The sequence below is a fragment of the Myceligenerans crystallogenes genome, from assembly GCF_039529775.1.
Taxonomy (GTDB): domain Bacteria; phylum Actinomycetota; class Actinomycetes; order Actinomycetales; family Cellulomonadaceae; genus Myceligenerans; species Myceligenerans crystallogenes.
In genome coordinates this window covers 283,316-305,286 of sequence record NZ_BAAANL010000001.1, presented here as the reverse complement: position 1 = coordinate 305,286, position 21,971 = coordinate 283,316, and the positions used below count along the sequence as shown (strand labels likewise).

The following is a 21,971-nucleotide window of genomic DNA, read 5'->3' as shown; positions in this document are numbered from 1 at the left end:
CCTGCAAATGCGGGCCGGAATTTCTCCGTCACGCCGCACATTCTTTCCCACGTCGAAAACCCTGGTGAGGGCCCGGCCCGAAGGCGAAATGCCCCCGCGGCGAAAAACGGGAAAGGCATCGGGCCCGCGCCCGGCGTCCGTCAGACGACGCCGCGCACCGCCTCGGCGACCCGGCGGGCCAGGTCACGGGACTCCTGGAAACGGTTCGCCCGGGGAACCTGGACCTCGATGACCTGGACGCCGTGGCTCGGGGCCTGGAGGGCGTGGCGGAGGCTCGGGATGTCCTTCACCAGCTGGTGGTCAACGCCGTAGCCGGCGCACAGCTGGGCCAGGTTCGCGCCGTGCGGTGTGCCGAAGACGCGCTCGAACCGCGCCGCCGCCGCGTCCGACGCCGCCGCCAGGGCGCCGTGCTCGAGCGTCGCGAAGATCGACCCGCCGTCGTCGTTCACCACCACGATCTCCAGGTCGACGGCGGGTTCCCCGGGGCCGCGCAGCAGGCCGCCGACGTCGTGCAGCAGCGTGAGATCGCCCATCAGGGCGCGCGTGCGCCGGCCGGCGCGCGCGGCCGCGAGCGCCACCCCCGTGGCGGTGGAGACCGTGCCGTCGATCCCGGCCAGACCCCGGTTGGCCAGGACGGACGGGAGGCCGTCGTCGAGGCCGAGGACGAGGTCGAGGTCCCGCACGGGGTTCGACGAGCCGACCACCAGGACGTCGTCGCCGGTGAGGACCGTGGCGACGGCGCGCGCGACGGAGAGCGCGGTGGGCGGGTCCGCGACGGCGTCGTCGGCCGTGATGCCCTCGATGACCTCCGCGGCCGCGCGGCCGGCCGCCTGCCAGCGGCCGAGCCAGTCGGGCCGGGGTTCGTCGCGGTGCTCGTACCACTCGGGGGCGAAGCCCTGGACGACCTGCGCGGCGTTGCGTGCGGCGTCGGGCCAGGGCAGCCCGCCGGGAGCGACGACGGTGACCGTGACGTCGGGCCGCGCGAGCAGGCGCTGCACCGGCCGGGACAGGGTGGGCCTGCCGTAGACGACGGCGTGCTGGATCTCGCCGGCCGGCCCGTCCTCCCCGAGCAGGAGCCGGTAGACGGGGACGGCGCTGGGTCCGCCGCAGGCGCCGGAGGACGGTTCGGCGAACAGCGGCCAGCCCTGCGCCTCGGCGATCCGCCGGGCGTCGGGTCCGGCTCCGTCCCCCGCGACGACGACGGTGCGGTCGGGATGCCCGGGCAGCGCGGGTGACGTCAGGTGCCGGACGTCCGAGGGGGCGACGACGGTGACGGGCCCGGGGATCTCGCCGTCCGCCCGGACCTCGCCCGGTTCCTGGAATTCCGCGGGCTGCAGCGGGTCGCGGTAGGAGAGGTTGAGGTGCACCGGTCCGGGGGCGCCGTCGCGGAGGCCGAGGGCCGCGGAGACGGCGCGGGCGGCGACGGCGGCGAGGTCGCGCGTCTCGGAGGTGCGGGCCGCCAGGTCGGTGGCCGACGGCGCCGGGACGTCCACCTCGTAACGGAGCGCCCCGGCGAAGATGCCGGGCTGGTGGGTGGTCTGGGAGGCGCCGGTGCCGCGGAGCTCGTGCGGGCGGTCGGCGGTGAGGAGCACGAGCGGGACGCCGGAGTGGTGCGCCTCCAGGACCGCGGGATGCAGGTTGGCGACGGCCGTGCCGGAGGTCGTGATCACGGCGACGGGGAGGTACGACGCCGCCGCGGTGTACGCGCTCCCGCGCGACAGGCCGAGCGCGAGGAACCCGGCCGTGCGCTCGTCGATGCGGACGTGGAGGGTGATCCGGCCGGCCTCGGCGGCCTCGGCCACCGCGTAGGCGAGCGGTGCCGACCGCGATCCGGGGGCGAGCACGACGTCGTGCACACCGTGGGCGATCAGCTCGGCGATCAGGGCACGCGCGGCCGCGACCGAGGCGGGACTCTCTGGCATAGCCCCAGGCTAGCCGCCGGGGTCGCGGCGCGACCGGCCGAGGTGCCGCCTCGGCGGCCCAGGTCCGCCGGGACGGTCGCCGGCCGAGGATCCGGTCAGGTCGCGGCCCGGCCGGCCGGCTGTCCTGCCGCGACGGGCACGAGCCGTTCGAGGCGTTCGAGACGGGCGTTCCAGCGGGACCCCAGCTCCGGAGAGGCCTGGGTTCTGCCCAGCGCGTTCGCGTCGGGGACGGGGCGGCGGACGGGCAGTGCGCCGTCGACCGGGAGCAGCGGATCGGCGACCACGTCGTGCTCGAGGAGCTGCGCCGTCGCGAGGCCGCAGGCGTACGGCAGCTCCGGGAGGGCTGCCGCGAGCGCCACCCCGGCCGCCAGCCCGACCGAGGACTCCAGGGCGGAGGACACGACGACGGGCAGCCCCACCTGCTCGGCCAGCTCGAGGCAGGCCCGCACGCCGCCGAGGGGCTGCACCTTGAGGACGACGACGTCGGCCGCCTCCAGGCGCACCACGCGGAGGGGGTCCTCGGCGCGGCGGATGGACTCGTCGGCGGCGACGGGGACGTGCTGGGCGCGGCGGACCGCGGCGAGATCCTCGACGGACATGCAGGGCTGCTCGACGTACTCCAGCCCCGCCACGCTCCCGGCCCGGCCGTCGCCCCCCGCGGCCCGATCCAGCACCGGCAGGCGCCGCAGCGCCTCGTCCCGGCTCCAGCCTCCGTTGGCGTCGACCCGGATGCGGGCGGGGGCGCCCCCGGCGGCGTCGGACAACTCGTCGAACGCCGCGCGGACCGCCTCGATGCGTTCCTGCTCGGCGGCGAGCGGTTCGATCGATCCGCCGGGCAGCCGCTGGGCGACCTTGATCTTCGCGGTGCGGCAGCCGCCCGAGGCGAGGACGATCTCGCGCGCTTTCTCCGGCCCGACGGCGGGGACGGTGACGTTGACGGGAACGGTGTCGCGGACCGGATCGGGCCAGCCGATCTCCGCGGCTTCCCGGGCTGCCCGCAGCCAGGTGGCCGACTCGGCGTCGTCGTACTCCCAGAACGGCGAGAGCTCGCCCCAGCCGGCGTCGCCCCGGATCAGCACCCCGTCACGGGAATCCAGACCCCGGAAGCGGGTGCGCAACGGCGTGGACCAGACGATGTTCTGCCGCATCCGGCCAGGCTAGCCGACGGCTCCCGTACCTCGTGCGCGGGCGGTACGGCCGCCGGGTCTGCCGTGGGCCGCCGCGCGGCAGCGTCCACGAACGCCGCCCGCTGCCCTCGCCGGCAATTTAGGCTGTGCACGTGAGCACCTCCGCAGATCAGTCCACCGTGCCGCTCCCCCGTCAGGTCTCCGAGACCTTCGACCCGCAGGTGTGGCGGGAGGTCACCGGGTTCGCGGACCTCACGGACCTCACGTACCACCGGGGGCACGACCGCGCGTCCGGGCGTGACCTGCCCGTGGTGCGCGTCGCGTTCGACCGGCCGGACGTGCGCAACGCGTTCCGCCCGCACACCGTGGACGAGCTGTACCGGGTGCTGGACCACGCGCGCATGACGTCCGACGTCGGCACCGTGCTCCTGACGGGCAACGGCCCCTCCCCGAAGGACGGCGGCTGGGCGTTCTGCTCCGGGGGCGACCAGCGCATCCGCGGCCGCTCGGGCTACCAGTACACGACCGCGCCCGACGGCGGCGGCGACGTCGCCACGGCCGACGCCGTCGACCCGGCCCGCGCCGGGCGCCTGCACATCCTCGAGGTGCAGCGGCTGATCCGCACCATGCCGAAGGTGGTCGTCGCCGTCGTCGACGGCTGGGCCGCCGGCGGCGGGCACTCGCTGCACGTCGTGTGCGACCTGACCATCGCGTGCCGCGCGCACGGCAGGTTCAAGCAGACGGACGCGAACGTCGGCTCGTTCGACGCCGGGTACGGTTCCGCCTACCTGGCCCGGCAGATCGGCCAGAAGCGCGCCCGCGAGATCTTCTTCCTGGCCCGGGAGTACTCCGCCGACGACGCCGAGCGCTGGGGCGCGATCAACGAGGTCGCGGAACACGACTCGCTCGAGGCCCTGGCCTGCGAGTACGCCCGCGTCATCGCGACGAAGTCCCCGCAGGCGATCCGGATGCTCAAGTTCGCCTTCAACCTCCCCGACGACGGCATCAACGGCCAGCAGGTCTTCGCCGGCGAGGCCACCCGCCTCGCCTACATGACCGACGAGGCCGTCGAGGGCCGCGACGCCTTCCTGGAGCGCCGCGACCCGGACTGGAGCCAGTTCCCGTACTACTTCTGACCCCGGCGGACGCCTCGACCGGCGCCTACGGGATGCTCACGGCGCGGGCGCCAGCGGAACGCTCAGGAGGCGGTCGTCGTCGGAGGCCGGGGTGCCCCGGCCGTCCGTGTTGGACGTGAGGAACCAGAGGTCTCCGTCCGGGGAGACGGTGACCGCGCGGAGGCGGCCGAAACGGCCGGCGTAGTACTCGGTGGACTCCGTGGGCCGCGCGACCGGGACCGCGCGCAGCACCTGGCCCCGCAGGTTCGCGATGAAGATCGTGTCCCCGGCGATCGCCAGGCCGCTCGGGCTGGCCTCCGACGTCGCCCACTGCTGCACCGGGTCGACGTACCGGCTGTCCCCGCCGATCCCCTCGACCTCGGGCCAGCCGTAGTTGCCCCCCGGCTCGATCACGTTGAGCTCGTCCCAGGTGTTCTCACCGAACTCCGAGGCGAAGAGCGTGCCGTCGTCGGCCCAGTCCAGGCCCTGCACGTTGCGGTGGCCGTAGCTGTACACGAGGGACCCCGGGAAGGGGTTGCCGCCGGGCACGTCGCCCTCCGGCGTCATCCGCAGGATCTTGCCGCCGAGGCTGTTCACGTCCTGCGCGGAGCCGGCGTTCCCCGCGTCACCGGTGGTGACGTAGAGCATGCCGTCCGGGCCGAACGCGATGCGACCGCCGTCGTGGAACCGGGCCTTGGGGATGCCGTCGAGGATCGTGTCGTGGTATGCCAGGTTGACCGGCGCTCCCGGCTGCGGGTTGCTGACGAACATGTAGCGCTGGATGCGGTTGCCGTTCGGCCCGGTCGAGTAGGCGTACAGGTACGACCCGTTCGCCGCGATCCCGAGCAGGCCGGCCTCGCCGACGGCGTCGATGCCCTGGACGGTTCCCGCGACCCGCGTCGTGCCGTCGTCGCCCACCTCGAGGATGTTGCCGCTGTTCCGTTCGCTGACGTACGACGTGCCGGTGCCGGCGTGCGTGATGGACCACGGCACGTCCAGGCCGGACGCGATGACCTGCGGTTCGCCCGTGGGGACGAGACCGCCGGAGCCGACGGTCGGGGACGGGGTGGGGGACGTGCTCGGCGTCGGTGAGGTGCTGGGGGACGTGATGCTCGACGACGGGCTCGGCAAGGCCGGGCAGCCGAAGCCGGGTCCCGACGGTGCCGGGTACGGGGTGGGGCAGTTGTCGGGGTCCTGGGTGCTGCCGCAGAGGCGGCCGTTGACCCAGAACCCGGTGACCGTGACAGGACCGCCGCCGGTGGCGATCGCACCGAACATCACCCGGGTCGTGCCCGCGGGGATCGAGGCGTTCCAGCCGACGTCCCTGGCTGTGACCACCCCGCCGTTCTGCGTGATCTGCGCGTTCCACGCCTGCTGGATCCGCACGCCGGCGGGCAGCTCGAACCGGAGGTACCACCCGTCGATCGCGTGGGAGCCGGCCGTGATCGACACCTCGGCCTGATGCCCGCTGTCCCAGCTGCTGACCACGCGGTACGACGCCGAGGCGCACTCCGCGGCCTGCACCGGCACGGCCCCGGTCACGGTGGCCACGACCATCCCGGTCATCGCCACCAGGCCCGCGGTCACGCCGGCCAGCAGCCGCCGTCGTGTCCGACGGCGCTGTGGTCCCTGAACACCTGTCGCACGCATACGAGCCTCCTCGCCCGAGCCGCCGAACCAGCTTGGTCCCGCGACCAGGCTAAACACCCGGCCCCCTCCCCGGAACCCTCCCGAACCGATTACGCGAACGACGACCGCGACGTTCCGGACGCGAACGCAACGGGACAGTTAGGCCGGCAGGTTCTTCAGGGAGGTGGTCAGGGCCTGACGGTCCGGTTTGCCTGGGCCTAGGAGGGGGAGGGAGCCGATGACGTAGAGCATGCGCGGGGCCGAGGTCCGGCCCAGGGTGTCCGCCGCCAGGGTGCGGGCACGGTCCAGCAGACCTGGTGGCGCGGGGGTCGGCTGCGCGCCCGCGTCCGGGCTGACCAGGACCGCGACCACCGCCTGACCCCATTCGTCGTCCGGGAGACCGACGACGCACACCTCACCCAGTTCCGCGAGCGCCGCCTCGACCGCGGCCGGGGCCACGTTCACTCCCCCGGTGACGATGACGTCGTCGGCCCGGCCGAGGATCTCCAGCCGCCCGCCGGCGTCGAACCGCCCGAGGTCGGAGGTGCGGAACCAGCGTGTGCCGTCGCCATCGACGCGGAAGGAGGCGGCGGTGGCGCCGTCGTCCCCGACGTACCCGGACGCCAGCACGGACCCGGAGATCTCCACGACGCCCGCGCCACCGCCGGCGCCTTGCGCGCGGGCAGCAGCTGGCAGGCGGTTTTCGCGCGAGTGAACGCTCTCATCCGCGATTTCCGCCTGCGCCACGGGACCGGAGTCGCTACCTCGCGAGGGAAAGGGGTCTGTCAGGCGGAGGCGGACGCCCGGGAGCGGGACGCCGTCGTAGACGCAGCCGCCGCTGGTCTCGGACATGCCGTAGGTCGTGACGGCACGGACCCCCGCCTCGCGGAGGCGGGTCAGGAGCCGGAGCGGCGTGGCGGCGCCACCCAGCAGGACGGCGTCGAACCTCGCGAGGGTGCGCAGACCCGCCGGCGCGCCCGCGGCCGCCGCCTCGACGAGGCGGTGCGCCTGCGTGGGCACGAGCGAGACGTAGGCGGGGAGGTCACGGGCCGACGACGACGCGGCGCTCGCCGGCGACGCCGACCCGGCCGATGACCTGGCCGCCGGCCCGGCCACCGGGCCAGCCCACGGCGCGGCCACCAGCTCAGCCGACGACCCGGCCGATCGACTGGCCGCCGGCCCGGCCGATAGCCCGGCCGAGAGGAACGCCCCCGCTTCCGCGGCGAAGCCCTCTGGCGTGAACGGACCGGCGGCCCCGCCCCCGACGTCGGCTCCCGCGAGGATCGCCCGGCTCACGACCTGCAGGCCCGCCACGTGGGTCGCGGGGAGGGCGAGGAACCAGCGGCCCGGACCGCCGAGGCGTTCGTGGGTGGCGGCGGCCGACGCCCGCAGCGCCGCGGCGGACAGGGCGACCTCGCGGGGGGAAGCGGTCGAACCGGAAGTGCGGACCACCAGCGCCGTGCCGTCCGGCAGCGGGGCCTCCGACGTGCGGCCGGCGGGGACGTACGGCTCCCCGCCGTCCAGGGCCGTCCGCACCGCGTTCCTGACCCAGGCGAGATCACCGTCCACTCCCCCAGCGTACGGGCCCGGCCCCCGCGCCTGGTCGGTTCGCCGCGCGCAGGCCCGTCCGAGGGCGGGCGCGCCCGGCAAGCGGCGCCGCCGGCCGTATCGGCGCAGGTGGCGCCGTATCGAGGCCACCTCGTGAGCGCGAACCGGATGGCAGGTGAACCGCCGTCACGAGGCGGACCGGGAAGGCAGTAGGGTGGGCGGCCAGTCCGGAGGGCGGCCGGGCCGACGTCGAGCTGGGCGAGCCGGAGGAATGATGGACGTGACGCTGCGCACGCGGCGAGGAGCAGGACTGGTCGCGCTGGTCACCGCCCTGGCGATCGGCCTGACCGGATGCACCGGGGACCTGGCGTGGCCGTGGGACGAGCCGGAGCCGCTGCCCACCCCCACCGAGACGCTCGCCGCCGACACCAAGGAGCGCAAGGACTCCCCGCCCGAGCCGAAGGCCCCGCCCCGGGAGCGCCACTACTGGCCCCTGACCGGCCACGAGGGCAAGCCGCGGCAGATGAACCGCCCGGCGGTGTCGGTGAAGATCGAGAACGCCCCGGAGGCGCGCCCCACCCGCGGCCTGGAGGCCGCGGACATCGTCTGGGAGGAGGTCGTCGAGGGCGGCATCACGCGCTTCGTCGCCGTCTACCACTCCAGGCTGCCCGACGCCGTCGAGCCCGTGCGGTCCGTGCGGCCGATGGACGCGGCGATCGTGGCGCCGATGAAGGGCATGCTCGCCTACTCGGGCGGCCAGCTCCCGTTCATCGACCGGGTCAACCGGGTCTCCACGCAGTCGCTCGTCATGGACGACGGCCACGACGGGTTCTACCGCGACCCCGCCCGCGCCGCCCCGCACAACGTGATCGGCAAGCCGCGGGAGTTCCTGGCCCAGGAGCGCGGCGACATGCGCCTCTTCAGCCCGCCGCCGGCGCAGTTCATCTACGCGCCCCACGCGGGCAAGGGCTCGGCCGCGCAGAAGGGCACCAGGGCGCGCAGCCTGAGCGTCCGCCTGTCGAACTTCCAGACGTCGAACTGGTACTGGGACGTCAGGTCCCGCACGTACCAGCGCAGCGAGGGCAGCTCGCCGTCGATGGCGATGTCCGGCGCGCGGCACGGCGCCAGGAACGTGGTCGTCCTCGGCGTCGACATGGTCAACACCGCCTACACCGACCCGAGCGGCGCCCCGGTGCCCGAGACGCGGCTCGTGAACTCCTCCGGCGAGGGCTTCGTCGCCGCCCACGGCAAGGTCAAGAAGATCCGCTGGAAGAAGGGCCGCATCCACGCGCCCATCGTGCTGAAGCTCGCGAACGGCAAGCAGGCCCAGCTCGAACCGGGCAACACCTGGGTCGAGCTGGTCCCGCGGTCGTCCGGCAGCTGGTCGGTGCGGTAGCCCGCCGCGGGCCGCGCCAGGCCGTAGCCCGGCCGCGGGCCGTGTCAGGCGGCAGCCCGCCGCGTCAGATCGACAGGCCGAACCAGAGCAGCAGGCCGTAGCCCAGCTCGTACAGCCCCGTGCCCGCCAGGACCGGGATGAGGAGCTTGCCGCGGGCTCCCGCGAGGATCGGGAGCGAGAGGAACGCCGCCGGGCCCGCCAGGAGGACCACCAGCAGGGACCACGGGGCCCAGAAGGCGCACAGCATGCCGAGGGCGAGCGGGATCCACAGCAGCGCCAGGTAGGCGCGGCGCGCCCGGTAGTCGCCGATGCGCACGGCCAGGGTCTTCTTCCCGGCCAGGACGTCGCCGGGGATGTCGCGCAGGTTGTTCACCATCAGCAGCGCGCAGGCGATGAGACCGACGCCGACGGCGCCCAGCAGCGCGGGCCAGGTGACGACGCCGGCCTGCGTGTAGGTGGTGCCCAGCACCGCGACCAGCCCGAAGAACACGAACACCGCGACCTCGCCGAACCCGAGGTAGCCGTACGGCTTGCGCCCGCCGGTGTAGTACCAGGCCGCCAGCACGCACAGCACGCCCACCGCCAGCAGCCACCACTGCCCGCTGACCGCGCAGAGCGCCAGCCCGAACAGGGCCGCCACCCCGAACGACCCGAACGCGGCGTACTTCACGGCCTGCGGCACCGCGGCGCCCGAGGCGGTGAGCCGCATCGGCCCCACCCTGTCGACGTCGGTCCCCCGCACGCCGTCCGAGTAGTCGTTCGCGAAGTTCACGCCCACCTGCAGCGCCAGCGCCACCCCGAGCGCCAGCAGCGCGGGCAGCCAGGCGGCGGAGCCCGCCTCGGCCGCCGCGCCCGTCCCCACCATCACCGGTGCGGCGGCTGCGGGCAGCGTGCGGGGCCGTGCCCCGGAAATCCACTCGGCGGCTGTCGCCATGCTGCACTCCTGAAAGAGATGGATGGTCCGGCCGGAAGAACGACCGCCCGGTTCCCGGAGTTCCGTCCGGTCAGCTCTCGCCGTCGGTCGCGCGGTCCACGGCGGCGTCCTCGTGCGCGGCGTCGGCGGCCGCCGTCGTGGACGCCGAGGTCCGACGACGGTCGCGGCGCTCCGCCAGCCATCGGGCGGCGGCGTCCCGCGGGCGGGCCAGCAGCACGTACGACAGCGCGAACGCGACGAGGGCGCCGACGCCGACGAGCAGCCAGCTCCGCAGTCCGGCGACGTACAGCAGCCCGACCGCGCCGGCGAAGAGGGCCAGGCGCAGCACGGTGTAGATCACGAGGGGCACGCCACCATCGTAGGCGGCCCGGCGCACGACACCCGCCGCCACGGGGCCTCACGGGGCGTCGCGTTCACCACCGGCCGGGGCCGATGTGCGAGCGGGCCCGCCCGGACGTATTAGTCTCTCGACGTGCAGAAGGTCATTCTCGGGGTCTTGTACGTCGCTCTCGTCGTCTACACGCTCGTCGACGTCGTCCAGTCCGACGACGAGGAGCGCCACGGCCTGCCCAAGTTCCTGTGGGTCGTGGCCATCATCCTGCTGCCGCTGATCGGCTCGATCGCCTGGATCCTGACGGTCTACATCGCCCGCCGGAAGAAGGGCCGGGCGATCGCCGCGGACTGGGAGCGCGCCGCGAGCCCGAGCCCGGCCCCCCAGCAGCCGCGCCGCGACGACAAGCCCCCGGCCGGCCCGGAGGACGACCCGGAGTACCTCTGGCTCCTGGAGCAGGCCAAGATCAAGCGCGAACGCGAGGAACGCGAGCGCAGGCAGCAGGAGGGCGACGAGCCCGGCGCCTAGCGGGCGCCGGCACCCGCCGGATCACTCCGGCCGGATCACTCCAGGCCCGAGTACGAGTGCAGCCCCTCGAAGACCATGTTGACGCCCGTGAAGTTGAACAGCACGCACGCGTAGCCGACCACCACGAACCAGGCCGCCCGGCGTCCCGCCCAGCCGCGCGTCGTGCGCGCGTGCAGGTAGGCGGCGTACACCACCCAGATCACGAAGGACCAGACCTCCTTGGGGTCCCAGCCCCAGTAGCGGCCCCAGGCGTCCTCGGCCCAGATCGCGCCGCCGATGATCGTGAAGGTCCACAGCACGAACCCGACCGCGTTCAGCCGGAACGACAGCGCCTCCAGCGCCGCGGGCACGGGCGTGTGGTCCAGCCAGCCCCACCGGCCGAGCAGCGGCGCGCCCTCGTCCCGTGAGTCCCGCAGCAGCTGCAGCACCGAGGTGACGAACGACACGGTGAACACGCCCGTCGCGGTGATCGCGACGCCGACATGGATCACCAGCCAGTACTTCTGGAGCGCGGGCTGCACGCCGGTCGCCGCGACGTAGAACGCGTTCTGCCCGAGCACCAGGAACACCGCGCCCAGCCCCGTGACGAACGCCCCGAGGAACCGCGCCTCGCGCACCAGGCACACCACGAGGAACACCGCCACGGCCACGAACGTGCCCACCAGCGTGAACTCGTACATGTTGGCCCACGGCGTGCGCCCCGCGGCGATCCCCCGCAGCACGATCGCCACGAGCAGCAGCGCGGCCGCCAGCCAGGACAGCGACATCCCGATCCCGGCCCCGCGGCGCGCACCGCCGGCGGGCCCGTCCCCGGGCAGCGCGACCCCGCGCGGCTCCCGCGCGGCGGCCCCGCCGGCCGACGACGCGCCCACCCCGGCCGCGACCTTCTCCCGCGCGGCGTCGCGCTCCGCCACCTTCACGCCCGACAGCCGCGCCAGGTCCGCCGCGAACGCGATCATCGCGATCGCGAGCGCCGTCGCGGCAGCCCACACGAGCAGCACGCTCAGGTTCGCCAGCTCCATGTCTCAGTCCTTCGTCTCGTCGTCGTCCGCGACCACCGGCACCACCGACAGCGCTCGTTCCACCTCGCCCTGCAGCCCGGCGTCGTCCCCGCGCGCCAGCCCCGCGGCCTCCACCACCGTAGCCCCGCCCTGCGACACGACCGCCCGCACCCAGACCCGCCGCCGCGGCGTGAACAGGCTCAGCGTCAGGCCGCCGAGCGCCAGCAGCGCGAACGTCAGCACGAACCCGAGCGACGGGTCGTGCCGCAGGTCCAGCGCCACGTACCGCGGCACGTCCTTGCCCAGCGACACCGTCCCGAGCCCGTCCGGCAGCTCGGCCGTCTCGCCGGGCTCGACCAGCACCTTGACCCGCTCCCCGGCGTCGTCCAGCGACGGCGTCAGGGTGGCGGTGTCGAGCTGGTACACGTTCTGCGGCACGCCGTCGTCCAGCCCCAGGTCGCCCCGGTAGACCTCGAGCACGAGCAGCGGATCGAGCGGCTGCGGGAACGTCGACCGCGCCGAGCCGTCCTGCTCCACGACGGCCGTCGGCAGGAAGTACCCCACCAGCCCGATCTGGTCGCCGCTGGCGACGTCCGGCACCTTCACCACGCCGCGCGAGGTGTACATGGTGTCCTCGGGCAGGAACGGCACCCGCTGGGAGAACGCGACCTCGCCGTCGGCGTCGGTCACGGTGATCTCCGGCGCGAACCCGTTGCCCTGCAGGTAGATCTTGGCGCCCTCGGTCTGCAGCGGATGGTTCACCTTGATCTGCTCGCCGTGGTCGCCCCCGTCCGGTTCCGTCACGGTGACGTGCGCGGTGAAGTCCCGCGCCTGCGCGAACGCGACGGTCTCGCTGGAGAACTCCGAGTCGAACGAGTCCAGCGTCATGGAGAACGGCACGAGCGACGCCGGGTCGAACCACGCCCCGTTCTCGAACGTGTCGTAGTCGACGACGGCGTTCGCGAACCCGCGCCCCTCGGTCACGATCGCCTGCCCGCGGTAGTGCAGCATCTGCCCGAGCGCGACCGCCACGAGCAGCCCCAGCAGCGCCAGGTGGAACAGCAGGTTCCCGCTCTCGCGCAGGTAGCCGCGTTCGGCGCTCACCGTGGCCGACGCCGCCCTGCCGGCGCGAGCGGGTTCCGTGCCCCGCTCCACGCGGAAGGTGGGCAGCCAGCGCGGCCCGCGCAGCTTCGCCGCGATCAGCGCGACGGCGTCGTCGGGCGACAGCGCGGTCGTCACGGCCGCCTGCGCGGGGAACCGCGCGAACCGCGAGGGCACCTTCGGCGGCCGCGCGCGCAGCGCGCGCCAGTGCGCGCCCGTGCGCGGCACGATGCACCCGACCAGCGACACGAACAGCAGCAGGTAGATCGCCGAGAACCACACCGAGCCGTAGACGTCGAAGAACCCGAGCCGGTCCAGCCACTCGCCGAGCTCCGGGTTCTCGCCGAGGTACTCGGTGACCTTCCCGGCGTCCTGGCTGCGCTGCGGCAGCACGGATCCGGGCACGGCGGCGACGGCGAGCAGCATCAGCAGCATCAGCGCGACCCGCATGCTGGTCAGCTGCCGCCACATCCACCGCAGCATCCCGGCGGCGCCGATCGCGGGCGCGGAGGGCTTCCGGTCCGGCGACGCCGGGTCCCCGCCCTGCGCGAACTCGTCCTGGATCCCCTCGGGGACGTACCGCTGGTCCGCCATCTACAGCACCGTCCAGAATCCGCCGATCCAGGACTGCAGCCCGGACGTCATTATCCCCCACAGCCCCGTGACCAGGGCCAGCCCGATCGCGACCAGGAGGCCGCCGCCCGCGCGCATCACGGCGAGCCGGTGCGTGCGCAGGAAGCCCATCATCTTGTCCGACGCCGTCGCGCCGAGCGCGACCAGCAGGAACGGGACGCCCAGCCCCAGGCAGTACGCGATCCCGAGGAGCACGCCCCGCCCGGCGGACGCCTCGTCGAGCGCGAGCGCCTGCACGGCCACCAGCGTCGGCCCCATGCACGGCGTCCAGCCCAGCCCGAACACCACGCCGAGCAGCGGCGCGCCCCACAGCCCGGTGCGCGGCGCGAGGTGGAACCGCGCCTCCCGCTGCAGCCAGGGCACGAACCCCATGAACGAGAACCCCATGAGGATCACGACGACGCCGAGGACGCGCAGCAGCACGTCCTCCCACCGCACCAGGTACACGCCGGCCGCCCCGGCCGCCGCCATCAGGGTCACGAACACGGCGGTGAACCCGGCCACGAACAACGCGACCCCGGCGAGCACGCGCCCCCGCCCGGACCGGGCGGCCCGCGCGGCGCCCGCCGTCGTCCCCGGGGCCGCCGCCGCGGACATGCCGCTGACGTACCCGACGTACCCCGGGACCAGGGGCAGCACGCACGGGGACGCGAACGAGACCAGCCCCGCGAGCACCGCGACCGGGATCGCGGCGAGCAGCGAGCCGCTGAAGGCGAGCGAGCCTGCGTCCATCAGCTCTCCTCCGCGAGCGCCTCGTCGACGAGGGACTCCAGCGTGGACGCCTCCACCTGGCCGATCACGCGCGCGGCAACCATGCCCTGGCGGTCCAGCACCACGGTGGTGGGGACGGCCTGCAGCGGCACGACGCCGGACAGGTCCGCGACCACGCGGCCGCTCGCGTCCTCCAGGCTGGGGTAGGGCGTGTCGAAGGTGCGCTCGAAGGCCAGGGCGGTGGCGGCGTCGTCCTCGGTGTTGATCCCGAGGAAGCGGACGCCGTCGGGCTCGTAGCGCCCGGCGAGGCCGGCGAGGTCGGGCGCCTCGGCGCGGCAGGGCGGGCAGCCCGCGTACCAGGTGTTCAGGACGACGACGTCGCCCGCCCAGTCGGCGACGGCGACCCGTTCGCCCTCGAAGTCGGTGCCGGCGATCTCGACCGGCCCGCGGCGGTCGCCGGCGTCCCAGCTCTGCACGGAGCCGTCCCCGGAGACGTAGCCCTGACCGGCGACGTCGCCCGCGCCGGACTCGGCGGCGACGGTGCAGGCGGCCAGGGTCGCGGCGGCCGCGGCCGCGAGGACGGCGGCACGGAGGCGTCGATCCCTCATGCGCCGGGGAGCTGCTTGGCGCCCGCGTACAGGTCCGCGACCGGCTCGCTGTAGTGCAGGCCGGTGAAGCGGCCGTCCTCGAAGCGCAGGCTGGTCAGCGACGCGAGGTTGCACCGGCGGTTGCGCGGGTCGTGCCAGAGGCGCCGGCCCTCGTAGGAGCAGCGGGTGAGCCAGACGGGGAGCTGGTGGCTGACCAGCACGGCCTCGTGCCCCTCGGCCGCCCGGCGGGCCGCGTCGACCGCCGCGCGCATCCGGGCGACCTGCTCGGTGTACGCCTCGCCCCACGACGGGCGAAACGGGTTCCACAGGTGGCGCCAGTGCGCGGGCTGCCGCAGGGCGCCGTCGCCGACGCCGAACCGCATGCCCTCGAAGTGGTTCTCGGCCTCGATCAGGCGGTCGTCCGTGCCGAGCGTCAGGCCGAACGCCTCGGCGATCGGCGTGGCGGTCTCCTGCGCGCGCTGCATCGGGGAGGCGATCACCGCGCCGACGTCCGCCCCTCGCTCCACGAGGTGCTTGGCGACACGTTCGGCCATCTCCTGGCCGCGGTCCGAGAGCCGGTAGCCGGGCAGGCGGCCGTAGAGGATGCCCTCGGGGTTGTGGACCTCGCCGTGGCGCAGCAGGTGGACGGTGGTGGAGACCATGACCCTCAGTCTCCCACCCCACCCTGGGTGATTCAGCACACGCGGGAGTGGCATGAACCACTGCCACGACCGGCCGGCGGACCCGGCCCGGCGCAATTCCCGTCTCGCCGGGTATGCCGATACTCCCCGCGCGCGGGGGGAACTTCCGCCGTAGCGTCCCAAGTCATCCGAACGCATCCTTTCGGGGATGCGCCCGATCGATCTGGAGGATCCCCGTGAGCAGCTCCTCGGCGCCCGGCACGGTCACCCGTCTCGCGGCGGAGTTCCTGGGCACGTTCGTTCTCGTCCTCGGCGGCGTGGGCACAGCGCTCCTCGCCGCCGCCTTCCCCGACCCGGAGGCCAACACCCTCGGGGTGGGCTTCCTCGGCGTCGCGCTCGCGTTCGGGCTCACCGTCGTGGCCGGCGCCTACGCCCTGGGCCCGATCTCCGGCGGCCACTTCAACCCCGCCGTGACCCTGGGCGTCGCGGCCGCGGGCCGCTTCGCCTGGAAGGACGCCCCCGGCTACATCGTGGCCCAGCTGCTGGGCGGCATGGTGGCGGCCGGCACGCTCGCCACGATCCTCTCGGGGGCCGACGGCGCCCTGGCCGCGGCCCGCGAGGGCGGCTTCGCCTCCAACGGCTACGGGGAGCTCTCGCCCGGCGGGTTCGGCATCGGCTCGGCGATGCTCACCGAGGCGGTGCTGACCGCGGTCTTCCTGTTCGTGATCCTCGGCGCCACCGCCAGGATCGCGAGCCCCGCGACGGGCGGCCTCGCGATCGGCCTGACGCTCACGCTGATCCACCTCGTCTCGATCCCGGTCACGAACACGTCGGTGAACCCCGCGCGCTCGCTCGCGACCGCGGTGTACGGCGGGTCGGACTGGCTCGCCCAGGTGTGGCTGTTCCTCGTCTTCCCGGTCCTGGGCGCGGTCGTCGCGGGCCTCCTGTACCGGCTGCTCTTCGCCCCCACGGCGGACCGGGACGTCACGGCGGCGGATCCGGCGGCCGTCCGGGTGGACACCCGCGCGGCGAACTGACCCCTGGTGCCCCCGATCCGCCGCCGCCCCGGCCACGGGGATGCGGCGGGTCACGGACACGATCCCCGCGCGCCCGGGCGTCAGCTCGCGCAGCGGTCGGTGCCCTCGAGCTCCTCGAGGGACGCGCCGCTGATCTTGTCCATGATGCGGCCGAGCGACGCCAGTTCCTCCGGCTCCAGCACGTCCACCAGCAGCCGCCGCACCGCGCGCACGTGCCCGGGAGCCGCGGCCTCCAGCACCTGGAGGCCGACGTCGGTCAGCCGGCAGTTCACGCCCCGCCGGTCGCCGTCGGCGCTGCACCGCTCGACCAGGCCGCGCGCCTCCATCCGCGTCACGGTGTGGGTGAGGCGGCTGCGCGACAGCACCAGGCCCTCCGCGAGCACCGACATCCGCAGGGTGTGACCGGGCGCCTCGGAGAGCCGCACGAGGAGGCTGTACTCGCCGGTGGTCAGGTCGAGCTCGGCGTCGTGCGCCGCGCCGAGCGCGTCGAAGAACCGGGCGCTGCCCTCCAGGAACGCGCGCCAGTCGCGCTGCTGCCCGGCGTCGAGCCAGGGCACGTCCGACGTCGTGGACGCCATGCCGCATCCGCCTCCCTCGTGGCTTGTCACGGTACCTGCCCCAACGCACGCCGCCCCGACGGTCATCCGTCCGGATGGTTGTCACGGGCTCCCGGGAATACCTTACGAAGCGCAGCAGTTGGGAGTTCCCGAGGTAGTTGAGATCTCAACTACCCACCGACGAACGAGGAGAGAACACCATGGCCACCGCGCTCCCCGCCGGCATCACCGCAGGCACCTACGACATCGACCCGTCCCACTCGACCGCTGCCTTCTCCGTGCGCCACGCGGGCATCGCGAAGGTGCGCGGCACGATCGACCTGACCGCCGGCACCATCACGGTCGGCGAGGACGTCGAGTCGTCGGGCGTGACCGCCGAGCTGGACGCGAAGTCCGTCAACACCGGCGACTCGGGCCGCGACCAGCACCTCACCAGCGCGGACTTCTGGGGCGCGGAGGAGAACCCGGCCTGGTCGTTCCGGTCCACCGGCGTCGCGCTCGCGGGCGACGACATCACGGTCACCGGCGACCTCACGATCAACGGCATCAGCAAGGCCGTCGAGCTCAAGGGCGAGTTCACGGGCACGGCGAAGGACCCGTTCGGCAACCAGCGCGCGGGCTTCGAGGCCGCCACGGAGATCAACCGCAAGGACTTCGGCATCACCTGGAACGCGCCCCTGGAGGCCGGCGGCTTCCTGGTCGGCGAGACCGTCAAGATCACCCTCGACGTCTCGGCCATCGCCAAGACCGAGGGCTGACCCGGCCCCTTCGACGAGGGCTGGGCCGGCCGGCTCAGCCCTCGTCGAGGATCTTGCCCCGGATGCGGCGGCGCAGGGCCCGGATGACCAGGCCGAAGACCCACGCCGCACCGGCCCAGCTCGCCGTGCGGAAGCCGCGGCCCGCCAGCCGCTTCCGGCGGCCCCGGAACTCCCGGATGGGCCACCCCACCTCCTGCGCGTGCCGGCGCAGGCGGATGTCCGGGTTGATCGGGCACGGGTGACCCACCGCGTGCATCATCGGCAGATCGTTCATCGAGTCGCCGTACGCGTAGCTCGACGCCAGGTCGATCCCCTCGGTCTCCGCGAGCCCCTTGACCGCGTCCGCCTTGGCCGCCCCGTGCATGAGGTCGCCGACCAGACGTCCCGTGTAGAACCCGTCCTCGTGCGCGGTCACCGTGCCCAGCGCGCCGGTCGCGCCGAGGCGGCGCGCGATGAGCGAGGCGATCTCCATGGGCGTCGCCGTGATCAGCCAGACCTGGTGCCCCGCCGCGAGGTGCTCCTCCAGCAGGCGGCGCGTGCCGGGAAAGATGCGCAGCGAGAGAACCGTGTCGTAGACCTCCTCGCCGAGCGTCGTCAGCTCGGCGACCGTGCGCCCCGCGATCAGCTCCAGGGCGCGGTTGCGCACCTCGTTGATCTGCTCCCGGTCCTCGCCGAACATCAGGTAGCGGGCCTGGACCACGCCGAACCGCACGAGGTCCCGGGTCTTGAAGAACCCCCGCTGGTACGCCGCCCGCGCCAGGTGGAACGAGCTCGCGCCGCGGACGATCGTGTTGTCGACGTCGAAGAACGCCGCGGTAGCGGATCCGGGTTGCGTCGACGACATGCGCCTCACTCTATCCGCGCTCGCACCCTCCGACGCGCAGGTGCGCGCGCCCGCCGGAAGCGCGCGCGAGGCCGGCCGCCGGCCGCGGTCACCGCCCGCCGGCGGCCGCCGTCGTAGGCTCTGCTCGTGACCGGATCCGAACCACGCGTCGTCCTGTACACCCGCCCGGACTGCCACCTGTGCGCCACGGCCCGCGAGGTCGTGGAGTCGGTCGCGGGCCAGGCCGGCACCGGATGGACCGAGGTGGACATCACCGCCGGCCCGGGGGCGGCCGCGCTGACGGAGAAGTACGGGGAGTACGTGCCGGTCGTGGAGGTGGATGGTGTACAGCAGGGCTTCTGGCGCATAGACCCGGCGCGGCTGGCCCGTTTGCTGGCATGATCTGACACGACGACGACGCACGCGGTGCCCGCGGCCGAGCCCGAGCAACGGCAGCGATGGCGCTGACGACCGGAACAGCGAGCCCGCCGGACGATGCGGTCCGCGCGGGGAAGGAGCGAGCTGCATGGCCGAACCCAGTGAGAACGCGGTCCCTGCGGCGACGGTCGGTCGCCTGCCCTACTACCTGCGCGCCCTGCGGGACATGGCCGACGAGGGCGTCCTGCTCACGTCGTCGTCCGAGCTCGCGGAGCGCGCCGGCGTGGGGTCGGCGCAGCTGCGCAAGGACCTGTCGTTCCTGGGCTCGTTCGGCACGCGCGGCGTCGGGTACGACGTCGGGTCGCTCGCGGAGTACATCAAGGCCGCCCTCGGCCTGGAGTCGGAGCACCGGCTGGCGATCGTCGGCATCGGCAACCTCGGCCACGCCCTCGCCAACTACTCGGGCTACGCCCAGCGCGGCTTCACCGTGCGGGCGCTGCTGGACGCCTCGCCGGACGTCGTCGGCACCGAGGTCGCCGGTCTCGTCGTGGACGACGTCGCCGACCTCGAGCACGTGATCACCGCGCGCGACGTGTCCATGGTGGTCCTGGCGACCCCGGGCGCCGTCGCCCAGGGCATCGCGGAGCAGGTGGTCGCGGCGGGCGTCCGGGAGATCCTCAACTTCGCCCCGACGGCGCTGCAGGTCCCGGACGACGTCGTCGTGCGATCGGTCGACGTCGGCGGCGAGCTGCAGATCCTCGCCTTCCACGCCGCGGCCCGCGCCGCGGGCGCGTCCTGACGGGGCGCTTCCCGACCGGGCGCGTCCCGCCCCGGCGCGGCCCCGGCCGCGCGGCGGGTCAGGGGCGCGCCGCGAAGCGCTCCAGGAGTTCCGCGTGCCCGGAGCAGACCAGCAGGTCGTTCTGCGCGACGCGGGTCTCCGGCGTCGCGTACACGAACTCCTGGCCGGGGCTCTTGACGCCCATGACCGTGATGCCGTACTTCCGCCGGATGTTGGACTGCGCCAGCGTGAAGCCCTGCACCTCCTTCGGCGGGCGCATCTTGACGATGGTGAACCCGTCCTCGACCTCGATGTAGTCGAGCAGCTTGCCGCTGACCAGGTGCGCCACGCGCGCGCCGGCGTCGGCCTCGGGGAAGACGACGTGGTGGGCGCCGATCCGCGTGAGGATGCGGCCGTGCTCGGCCGAGACCGCCTTGGCCCAGATCTGCGGGGTGCCGAGGTCGACCAGGTTGCCGAGGATCAGCACCGACTGCTCGAGCGACGAGCCGACGCCCACCACCGCGGCGCCGAACTCCTTCGCGCCGAGCTGGTCGAGCGCGTCCGGGTTCGACGCGTCGGCCTCGACGAGCGGGATCCGGCCGGTCCACTGCGCCACGAGGGCGGGGTCCTTCTCCACGGCGAGCACGTCCTCGCCGAGCCGGTCCATCGTCGTCGCGAGCGCCGACCCGAACCGGCCCAGCCCGATCACGAGCACGCCGCCCTCGCGGCCCGGCTCCCTCTTCTCAGCCACTTTCTCTCCCTCGATGTCGCCGGGCACGATGCCGCCCGGCCGGATGTCCCGGCTGCCGCCCGGTGCTCATCCGATGATCGGACGTTCCTCCGGGAAGCGTACGATGCGGCGCCGGTCCCGGAGGGCCAGCGCCGCCGCGAACGTGATGCCGCCGGTGCGCCCCACGAACATGAGCGCGCTCAGCAGATACTTCGCCGCGTCCGGCAGGTCGGCCGTGATGCCGGTGGACAGACCCACCGTCGCGTACGCGGACAGCGACTCGAACAGGACCTGGCTCAGCGGGAAGTCGGTGATCTGCAGCAGCACCACGCTGGTCAGCATCACCACGGTCGCGCCGAAGAACGTCACGCCCAGGGCCAGCCGCAGCACGTCCGGCGGGATCCGGCGGCCGTACGCGTCGATGTCCTGGTCGCCGCGCGCCTCCGCGACGATCGCCAGGAGGATGACGGCGAGGGTGGTCACCTTGATGCCGCCCGCGGTCGACGCCGACCCGCCGCCCACGAACATCAGCGCGTCGGTGATCAGCCAGGTCGACTCCTCCATGGCCCCGATGTCCACCGTGCTGAACCCGCCCGACCGCGGGTTCACCCCGGCGAACAGCGCCGCGAGGATCTTGGCGGGCCAGTCCAGCGGGCCGAAGGTCTCGGGGTTGTCCCACTCCAGCAGGGCGATCGCCACGGAGCCGAGGAGCAGCAGCGCGGCGCTCGTCGCGAGCGTGAGCTTGGTGTGCAGCGTCAGCCGCAGGGACCACCGGCGCCCGACGCCGCGCTCGCGGCGCGAGCGGCCCTCCCGCAGCGCGCGGTACAGGTTGAGGATGACCGGGAAGCCGAGGGAGCCCAGGAACACGCCCAGCCCGATCGGCAGCACCAGGCCCCAGTCGCCGACGTGCGGGAGCAGGCCCTCGGTCGTCGGGACGAAACCCGCGTTGTTGAACGCCATGACGCCGTAGAACACCGAGTGCCAGGCCGCCGTGCCGGGGTCCCCCTCGAGCGCGAGGAACCGCGGGAACAGCATGGCCGCGATGGCCAGCTCGAGGGTCGTAGCGGCCACGATGACGGTGCGCACGAGGGAGCCGACGTCGCCGAGCCGGCCCGTCTTCTGCTCCGACGCCGTGAGGATGCGCTGGGTGAGGCCGATCTTGCGGGACACGATCATCCCGATGATCGAGGCGACGGTCATGATCCCGAACCCGCCGACCTTGACCCCGGCGAGGATCACGACCTGCCCGTACATCGACCAGTAGGTGGCGGTGTCCTGCACGGCCAGGCCGGTGACGCACACCGCGGACACCGCGGTGAAGACCGCGTCGACCAGGCGGGCCGAACCCTCCCCGGCCGTCGCCCAGGGTGCCATCAGCAGGAGGGTGAAGAGGGCGACCACCGCGGCGAACACCACGACCGCGAGCCGGGCCGGACTGCGCCGGGCGGCGGCGTCGGCCCACTCCCGGAACGCGAACGGCACGTCGCGAATCCGCCACCGCATCGTCCCGCCTCCTGTTCCGTCCGTCGTCCGAATGCCAGCAGGACTGTATCCCGCGCCGGCTCGTCCCGCGGACCGCCCCGCGGGCGGCCCCTGCGGTCAGCACGCGCGGTCGGCCCTCACGGGCGCCGGGCGCGGGCGCGGCGCGCGCCGCGCACATCCCGGGCCACCCAACGCACGGGAGCGAACACCCCGCTCGGCCCGTC

The 21,971-nt window shown here is 73.9% G+C and carries 22 protein-coding genes; 7 read left to right on the top strand and 15 right to left on the bottom strand.

Going from position 1 to position 21,971, the window contains the following annotated elements; all coding sequences use genetic code 11:
* Positions 1 to 140: 140 nt before the first annotated feature.
* Together menD and ABD208_RS01195 are read right to left on the bottom strand one after the other, a co-directional pair.
* Entirely contained in the window at positions 141 to 1,922 is a 1,782-nt protein-coding gene (menD, locus tag ABD208_RS01200; protein WP_344098839.1) for a 2-succinyl-5-enolpyruvyl-6-hydroxy-3-cyclohexene-1-carboxylic-acid synthase, read from the bottom strand.
* Between the two features lie 95 nt (positions 1,923 to 2,017).
* The gene (locus tag ABD208_RS01195) at positions 2,018 to 3,070 is read right to left on the bottom strand and encodes an o-succinylbenzoate synthase (RefSeq protein ID WP_344098838.1); all 1,053 of its coding nucleotides are present in this window, start codon (positions 3,068 to 3,070) and stop codon (positions 2,018 to 2,020) included.
* Positions 3,071 to 3,201: 131 nt separating this feature from the next.
* Between ABD208_RS01195 and ABD208_RS01190 the strand changes: the two genes are divergently transcribed.
* Complete coding sequence (locus ABD208_RS01190; protein WP_344098837.1) at positions 3,202 to 4,185, top strand: 1,4-dihydroxy-2-naphthoyl-CoA synthase; 984 nt, start codon at positions 3,202 to 3,204, stop codon at positions 4,183 to 4,185.
* 36 nt (positions 4,186 to 4,221) lie between these two features.
* Here ABD208_RS01190 and ABD208_RS01185 read toward each other — a convergent pair whose 3' ends face one another.
* Together ABD208_RS01185 and ABD208_RS01180 are read right to left on the bottom strand one after the other, a co-directional pair.
* Positions 4,222 to 5,814, bottom strand: a complete 1,593-nt coding sequence (locus tag ABD208_RS01185; protein WP_344098836.1) for a PQQ-dependent sugar dehydrogenase — start codon at positions 5,812 to 5,814, stop codon at positions 4,222 to 4,224.
* A gap of 138 nt (positions 5,815 to 5,952) precedes the next feature.
* Entirely contained in the window at positions 5,953 to 7,362 is a 1,410-nt protein-coding gene (locus ABD208_RS01180; protein ID WP_344098835.1) for an AMP-binding protein, read from the bottom strand.
* A gap of 259 nt (positions 7,363 to 7,621) precedes the next feature.
* Here ABD208_RS01180 and ABD208_RS01175 point away from each other — a divergent pair, with 259 nt between their 5' ends.
* Positions 7,622 to 8,737, top strand: a complete 1,116-nt coding sequence (locus ABD208_RS01175) for a DUF3048 domain-containing protein (protein WP_344098834.1) — start codon at positions 7,622 to 7,624, stop codon at positions 8,735 to 8,737.
* Between the two features lie 64 nt (positions 8,738 to 8,801).
* Here ABD208_RS01175 and ABD208_RS01170 read toward each other — a convergent pair whose 3' ends face one another.
* A complete protein-coding gene (locus tag ABD208_RS01170) occupies positions 8,802 to 9,671 on the bottom strand; it encodes a 1,4-dihydroxy-2-naphthoate polyprenyltransferase (protein ID WP_344098833.1) in 870 nt (289 codons plus the stop codon).
* A gap of 70 nt (positions 9,672 to 9,741) precedes the next feature.
* Positions 9,742 to 10,020, bottom strand: a complete 279-nt coding sequence (locus ABD208_RS01165; protein WP_344098832.1) for a DUF4229 domain-containing protein — start codon at positions 10,018 to 10,020, stop codon at positions 9,742 to 9,744.
* A 123-nt stretch (positions 10,021 to 10,143) separates the two neighbouring features.
* On the opposite strand from ABD208_RS01165, the gene ABD208_RS01160 reads away from it, so the two are divergent.
* On the top strand, positions 10,144 to 10,530 hold the full coding sequence (locus ABD208_RS01160; RefSeq protein ID WP_344098831.1) for a PLD nuclease N-terminal domain-containing protein: 387 nt from the start codon (positions 10,144 to 10,146) through the stop codon (positions 10,528 to 10,530).
* Positions 10,531 to 10,565: 35 nt separating this feature from the next.
* Here ABD208_RS01160 and ccsB read toward each other — a convergent pair whose 3' ends face one another.
* The 5 genes from ccsB to ABD208_RS01135 are packed head-to-tail and all read right to left on the bottom strand — an operon-like array spanning position 10,566 to position 15,225.
* Positions 10,566 to 11,552, bottom strand: coding sequence for a c-type cytochrome biogenesis protein CcsB (gene ccsB / locus ABD208_RS01155; RefSeq protein ID WP_344098830.1), 987 nt, complete (start codon positions 11,550 to 11,552; stop codon positions 10,566 to 10,568).
* Positions 11,553 to 11,555: 3 nt separating this feature from the next.
* On the bottom strand, positions 11,556 to 13,226 hold the full coding sequence (gene resB, locus ABD208_RS01150) for a cytochrome c biogenesis protein ResB (RefSeq protein ID WP_344098829.1): 1,671 nt from the start codon (positions 13,224 to 13,226) through the stop codon (positions 11,556 to 11,558).
* On the bottom strand, positions 13,227 to 13,997 hold the full coding sequence (locus tag ABD208_RS01145; RefSeq protein WP_344098828.1) for a cytochrome c biogenesis CcdA family protein: 771 nt from the start codon (positions 13,995 to 13,997) through the stop codon (positions 13,227 to 13,229).
* Positions 13,997 to 14,584 (bottom strand): TlpA family protein disulfide reductase, encoded by a 588-nt coding sequence (locus tag ABD208_RS01140; protein WP_344098827.1) that lies wholly within the window; start codon positions 14,582 to 14,584, stop codon positions 13,997 to 13,999. Before ABD208_RS01140 ends, ABD208_RS01145 begins: the two co-directional genes overlap by 1 nt.
* Positions 14,581 to 15,225 carry a histidine phosphatase family protein gene (locus tag ABD208_RS01135; protein ID WP_344098826.1) on the bottom strand — a complete coding sequence of 215 codons (645 nt, stop codon included), beginning with the start codon at positions 15,223 to 15,225 and terminating at the stop codon, positions 14,581 to 14,583. The genes ABD208_RS01140 and ABD208_RS01135 overlap by 4 nt, the downstream gene beginning before the upstream one ends.
* 215 nt (positions 15,226 to 15,440) lie before the next feature.
* On the opposite strand from ABD208_RS01135, the gene aqpZ reads away from it, so the two are divergent.
* Positions 15,441 to 16,241: an aquaporin Z gene (aqpZ, locus tag ABD208_RS01130; protein WP_425561051.1), complete on the top strand. Its 801-nt coding sequence runs from the start codon at positions 15,441 to 15,443 to the stop codon at positions 16,239 to 16,241.
* A gap of 80 nt (positions 16,242 to 16,321) precedes the next feature.
* On the opposite strand, the gene ABD208_RS01125 is transcribed toward aqpZ, so the two are convergent.
* Positions 16,322 to 16,819: a MarR family winged helix-turn-helix transcriptional regulator gene (locus ABD208_RS01125; protein ID WP_344098825.1), complete on the bottom strand. Its 498-nt coding sequence runs from the start codon at positions 16,817 to 16,819 to the stop codon at positions 16,322 to 16,324.
* Between the two features lie 179 nt (positions 16,820 to 16,998).
* Here ABD208_RS01125 and ABD208_RS01120 point away from each other — a divergent pair, with 179 nt between their 5' ends.
* Positions 16,999 to 17,556 carry a YceI family protein gene (locus tag ABD208_RS01120; protein ID WP_344098824.1) on the top strand — a complete coding sequence of 186 codons (558 nt, stop codon included), beginning with the start codon at positions 16,999 to 17,001 and terminating at the stop codon, positions 17,554 to 17,556.
* 34 nt (positions 17,557 to 17,590) lie between these two features.
* Here ABD208_RS01120 and ABD208_RS01115 read toward each other — a convergent pair whose 3' ends face one another.
* On the bottom strand, positions 17,591 to 18,400 hold the full coding sequence (locus tag ABD208_RS01115; RefSeq protein WP_344098823.1) for an HAD family hydrolase: 810 nt from the start codon (positions 18,398 to 18,400) through the stop codon (positions 17,591 to 17,593).
* 126 nt (positions 18,401 to 18,526) lie between these two features.
* On the opposite strand from ABD208_RS01115, the gene ABD208_RS01110 reads away from it, so the two are divergent.
* Both ABD208_RS01110 and ABD208_RS01105 read left to right on the top strand, forming a co-directional pair.
* Positions 18,527 to 18,781, top strand: coding sequence for a glutaredoxin family protein (locus ABD208_RS01110; RefSeq protein ID WP_344098822.1), 255 nt, complete (start codon positions 18,527 to 18,529; stop codon positions 18,779 to 18,781).
* A 124-nt stretch (positions 18,782 to 18,905) separates the two neighbouring features.
* Positions 18,906 to 19,556: a redox-sensing transcriptional repressor Rex gene (locus tag ABD208_RS01105; RefSeq protein WP_344098821.1), complete on the top strand. Its 651-nt coding sequence runs from the start codon at positions 18,906 to 18,908 to the stop codon at positions 19,554 to 19,556.
* A 58-nt stretch (positions 19,557 to 19,614) separates the two neighbouring features.
* On the opposite strand, the gene ABD208_RS01100 is transcribed toward ABD208_RS01105, so the two are convergent.
* A complete protein-coding gene (locus ABD208_RS01100) occupies positions 19,615 to 20,286 on the bottom strand; it encodes a potassium channel family protein (protein ID WP_344098820.1) in 672 nt (223 codons plus the stop codon).
* Positions 20,287 to 20,352: 66 nt separating this feature from the next.
* Positions 20,353 to 21,768 (bottom strand): TrkH family potassium uptake protein, encoded by a 1,416-nt coding sequence (locus tag ABD208_RS01095; protein WP_344098819.1) that lies wholly within the window; start codon positions 21,766 to 21,768, stop codon positions 20,353 to 20,355.
* Positions 21,769 to 21,971: the final 203 nt, after the last annotated feature.

What these genes read in the sequence shown, in the direction of transcription:
- menD (WP_344098839.1), bottom strand. Translation starts at nt 1,922, where the DNA reads ATGCCAGAGAGTCCCGCCTCGGTCGCGGCCGCGCGTGCCCTGATCGCC.
- ABD208_RS01195 (WP_344098838.1), bottom strand. Translation starts at nt 3,070, where the DNA reads ATGCGGCAGAACATCGTCTGGTCCACGCCGTTGCGCACCCGCTTCCGG.
- ABD208_RS01185 (WP_344098836.1), bottom strand. Translation starts at nt 5,814, where the DNA reads ATGCGTGCGACAGGTGTTCAGGGACCACAGCGCCGTCGGACACGACGG.
- ABD208_RS01170 (WP_344098833.1), bottom strand. Translation starts at nt 9,671, where the DNA reads ATGGCGACAGCCGCCGAGTGGATTTCCGGGGCACGGCCCCGCACGCTG.
- ccsB (WP_344098830.1), bottom strand. Translation starts at nt 11,552, where the DNA reads ATGGAGCTGGCGAACCTGAGCGTGCTGCTCGTGTGGGCTGCCGCGACG.
- resB (WP_344098829.1), bottom strand. Translation starts at nt 13,226, where the DNA reads ATGGCGGACCAGCGGTACGTCCCCGAGGGGATCCAGGACGAGTTCGCG.
- ABD208_RS01145 (WP_344098828.1), bottom strand. Translation starts at nt 13,997, where the DNA reads ATGGACGCAGGCTCGCTCGCCTTCAGCGGCTCGCTGCTCGCCGCGATC.
- ABD208_RS01140 (WP_344098827.1), bottom strand. Translation starts at nt 14,584, where the DNA reads ATGAGGGATCGACGCCTCCGTGCCGCCGTCCTCGCGGCCGCGGCCGCC.
- ABD208_RS01135 (WP_344098826.1), bottom strand. Translation starts at nt 15,225, where the DNA reads ATGGTCTCCACCACCGTCCACCTGCTGCGCCACGGCGAGGTCCACAAC.
- ABD208_RS01125 (WP_344098825.1), bottom strand. Translation starts at nt 16,819, where the DNA reads ATGGCGTCCACGACGTCGGACGTGCCCTGGCTCGACGCCGGGCAGCAG.
- ABD208_RS01120 (WP_344098824.1), top strand. Translation starts at nt 16,999, where the DNA reads ATGGCCACCGCGCTCCCCGCCGGCATCACCGCAGGCACCTACGACATC.
- ABD208_RS01115 (WP_344098823.1), bottom strand. Translation starts at nt 18,400, where the DNA reads ATGTCGTCGACGCAACCCGGATCCGCTACCGCGGCGTTCTTCGACGTC.
- ABD208_RS01105 (WP_344098821.1), top strand. Translation starts at nt 18,906, where the DNA reads ATGGCCGAACCCAGTGAGAACGCGGTCCCTGCGGCGACGGTCGGTCGC.
- ABD208_RS01095 (WP_344098819.1), bottom strand. Translation starts at nt 21,768, where the DNA reads ATGCGGTGGCGGATTCGCGACGTGCCGTTCGCGTTCCGGGAGTGGGCC.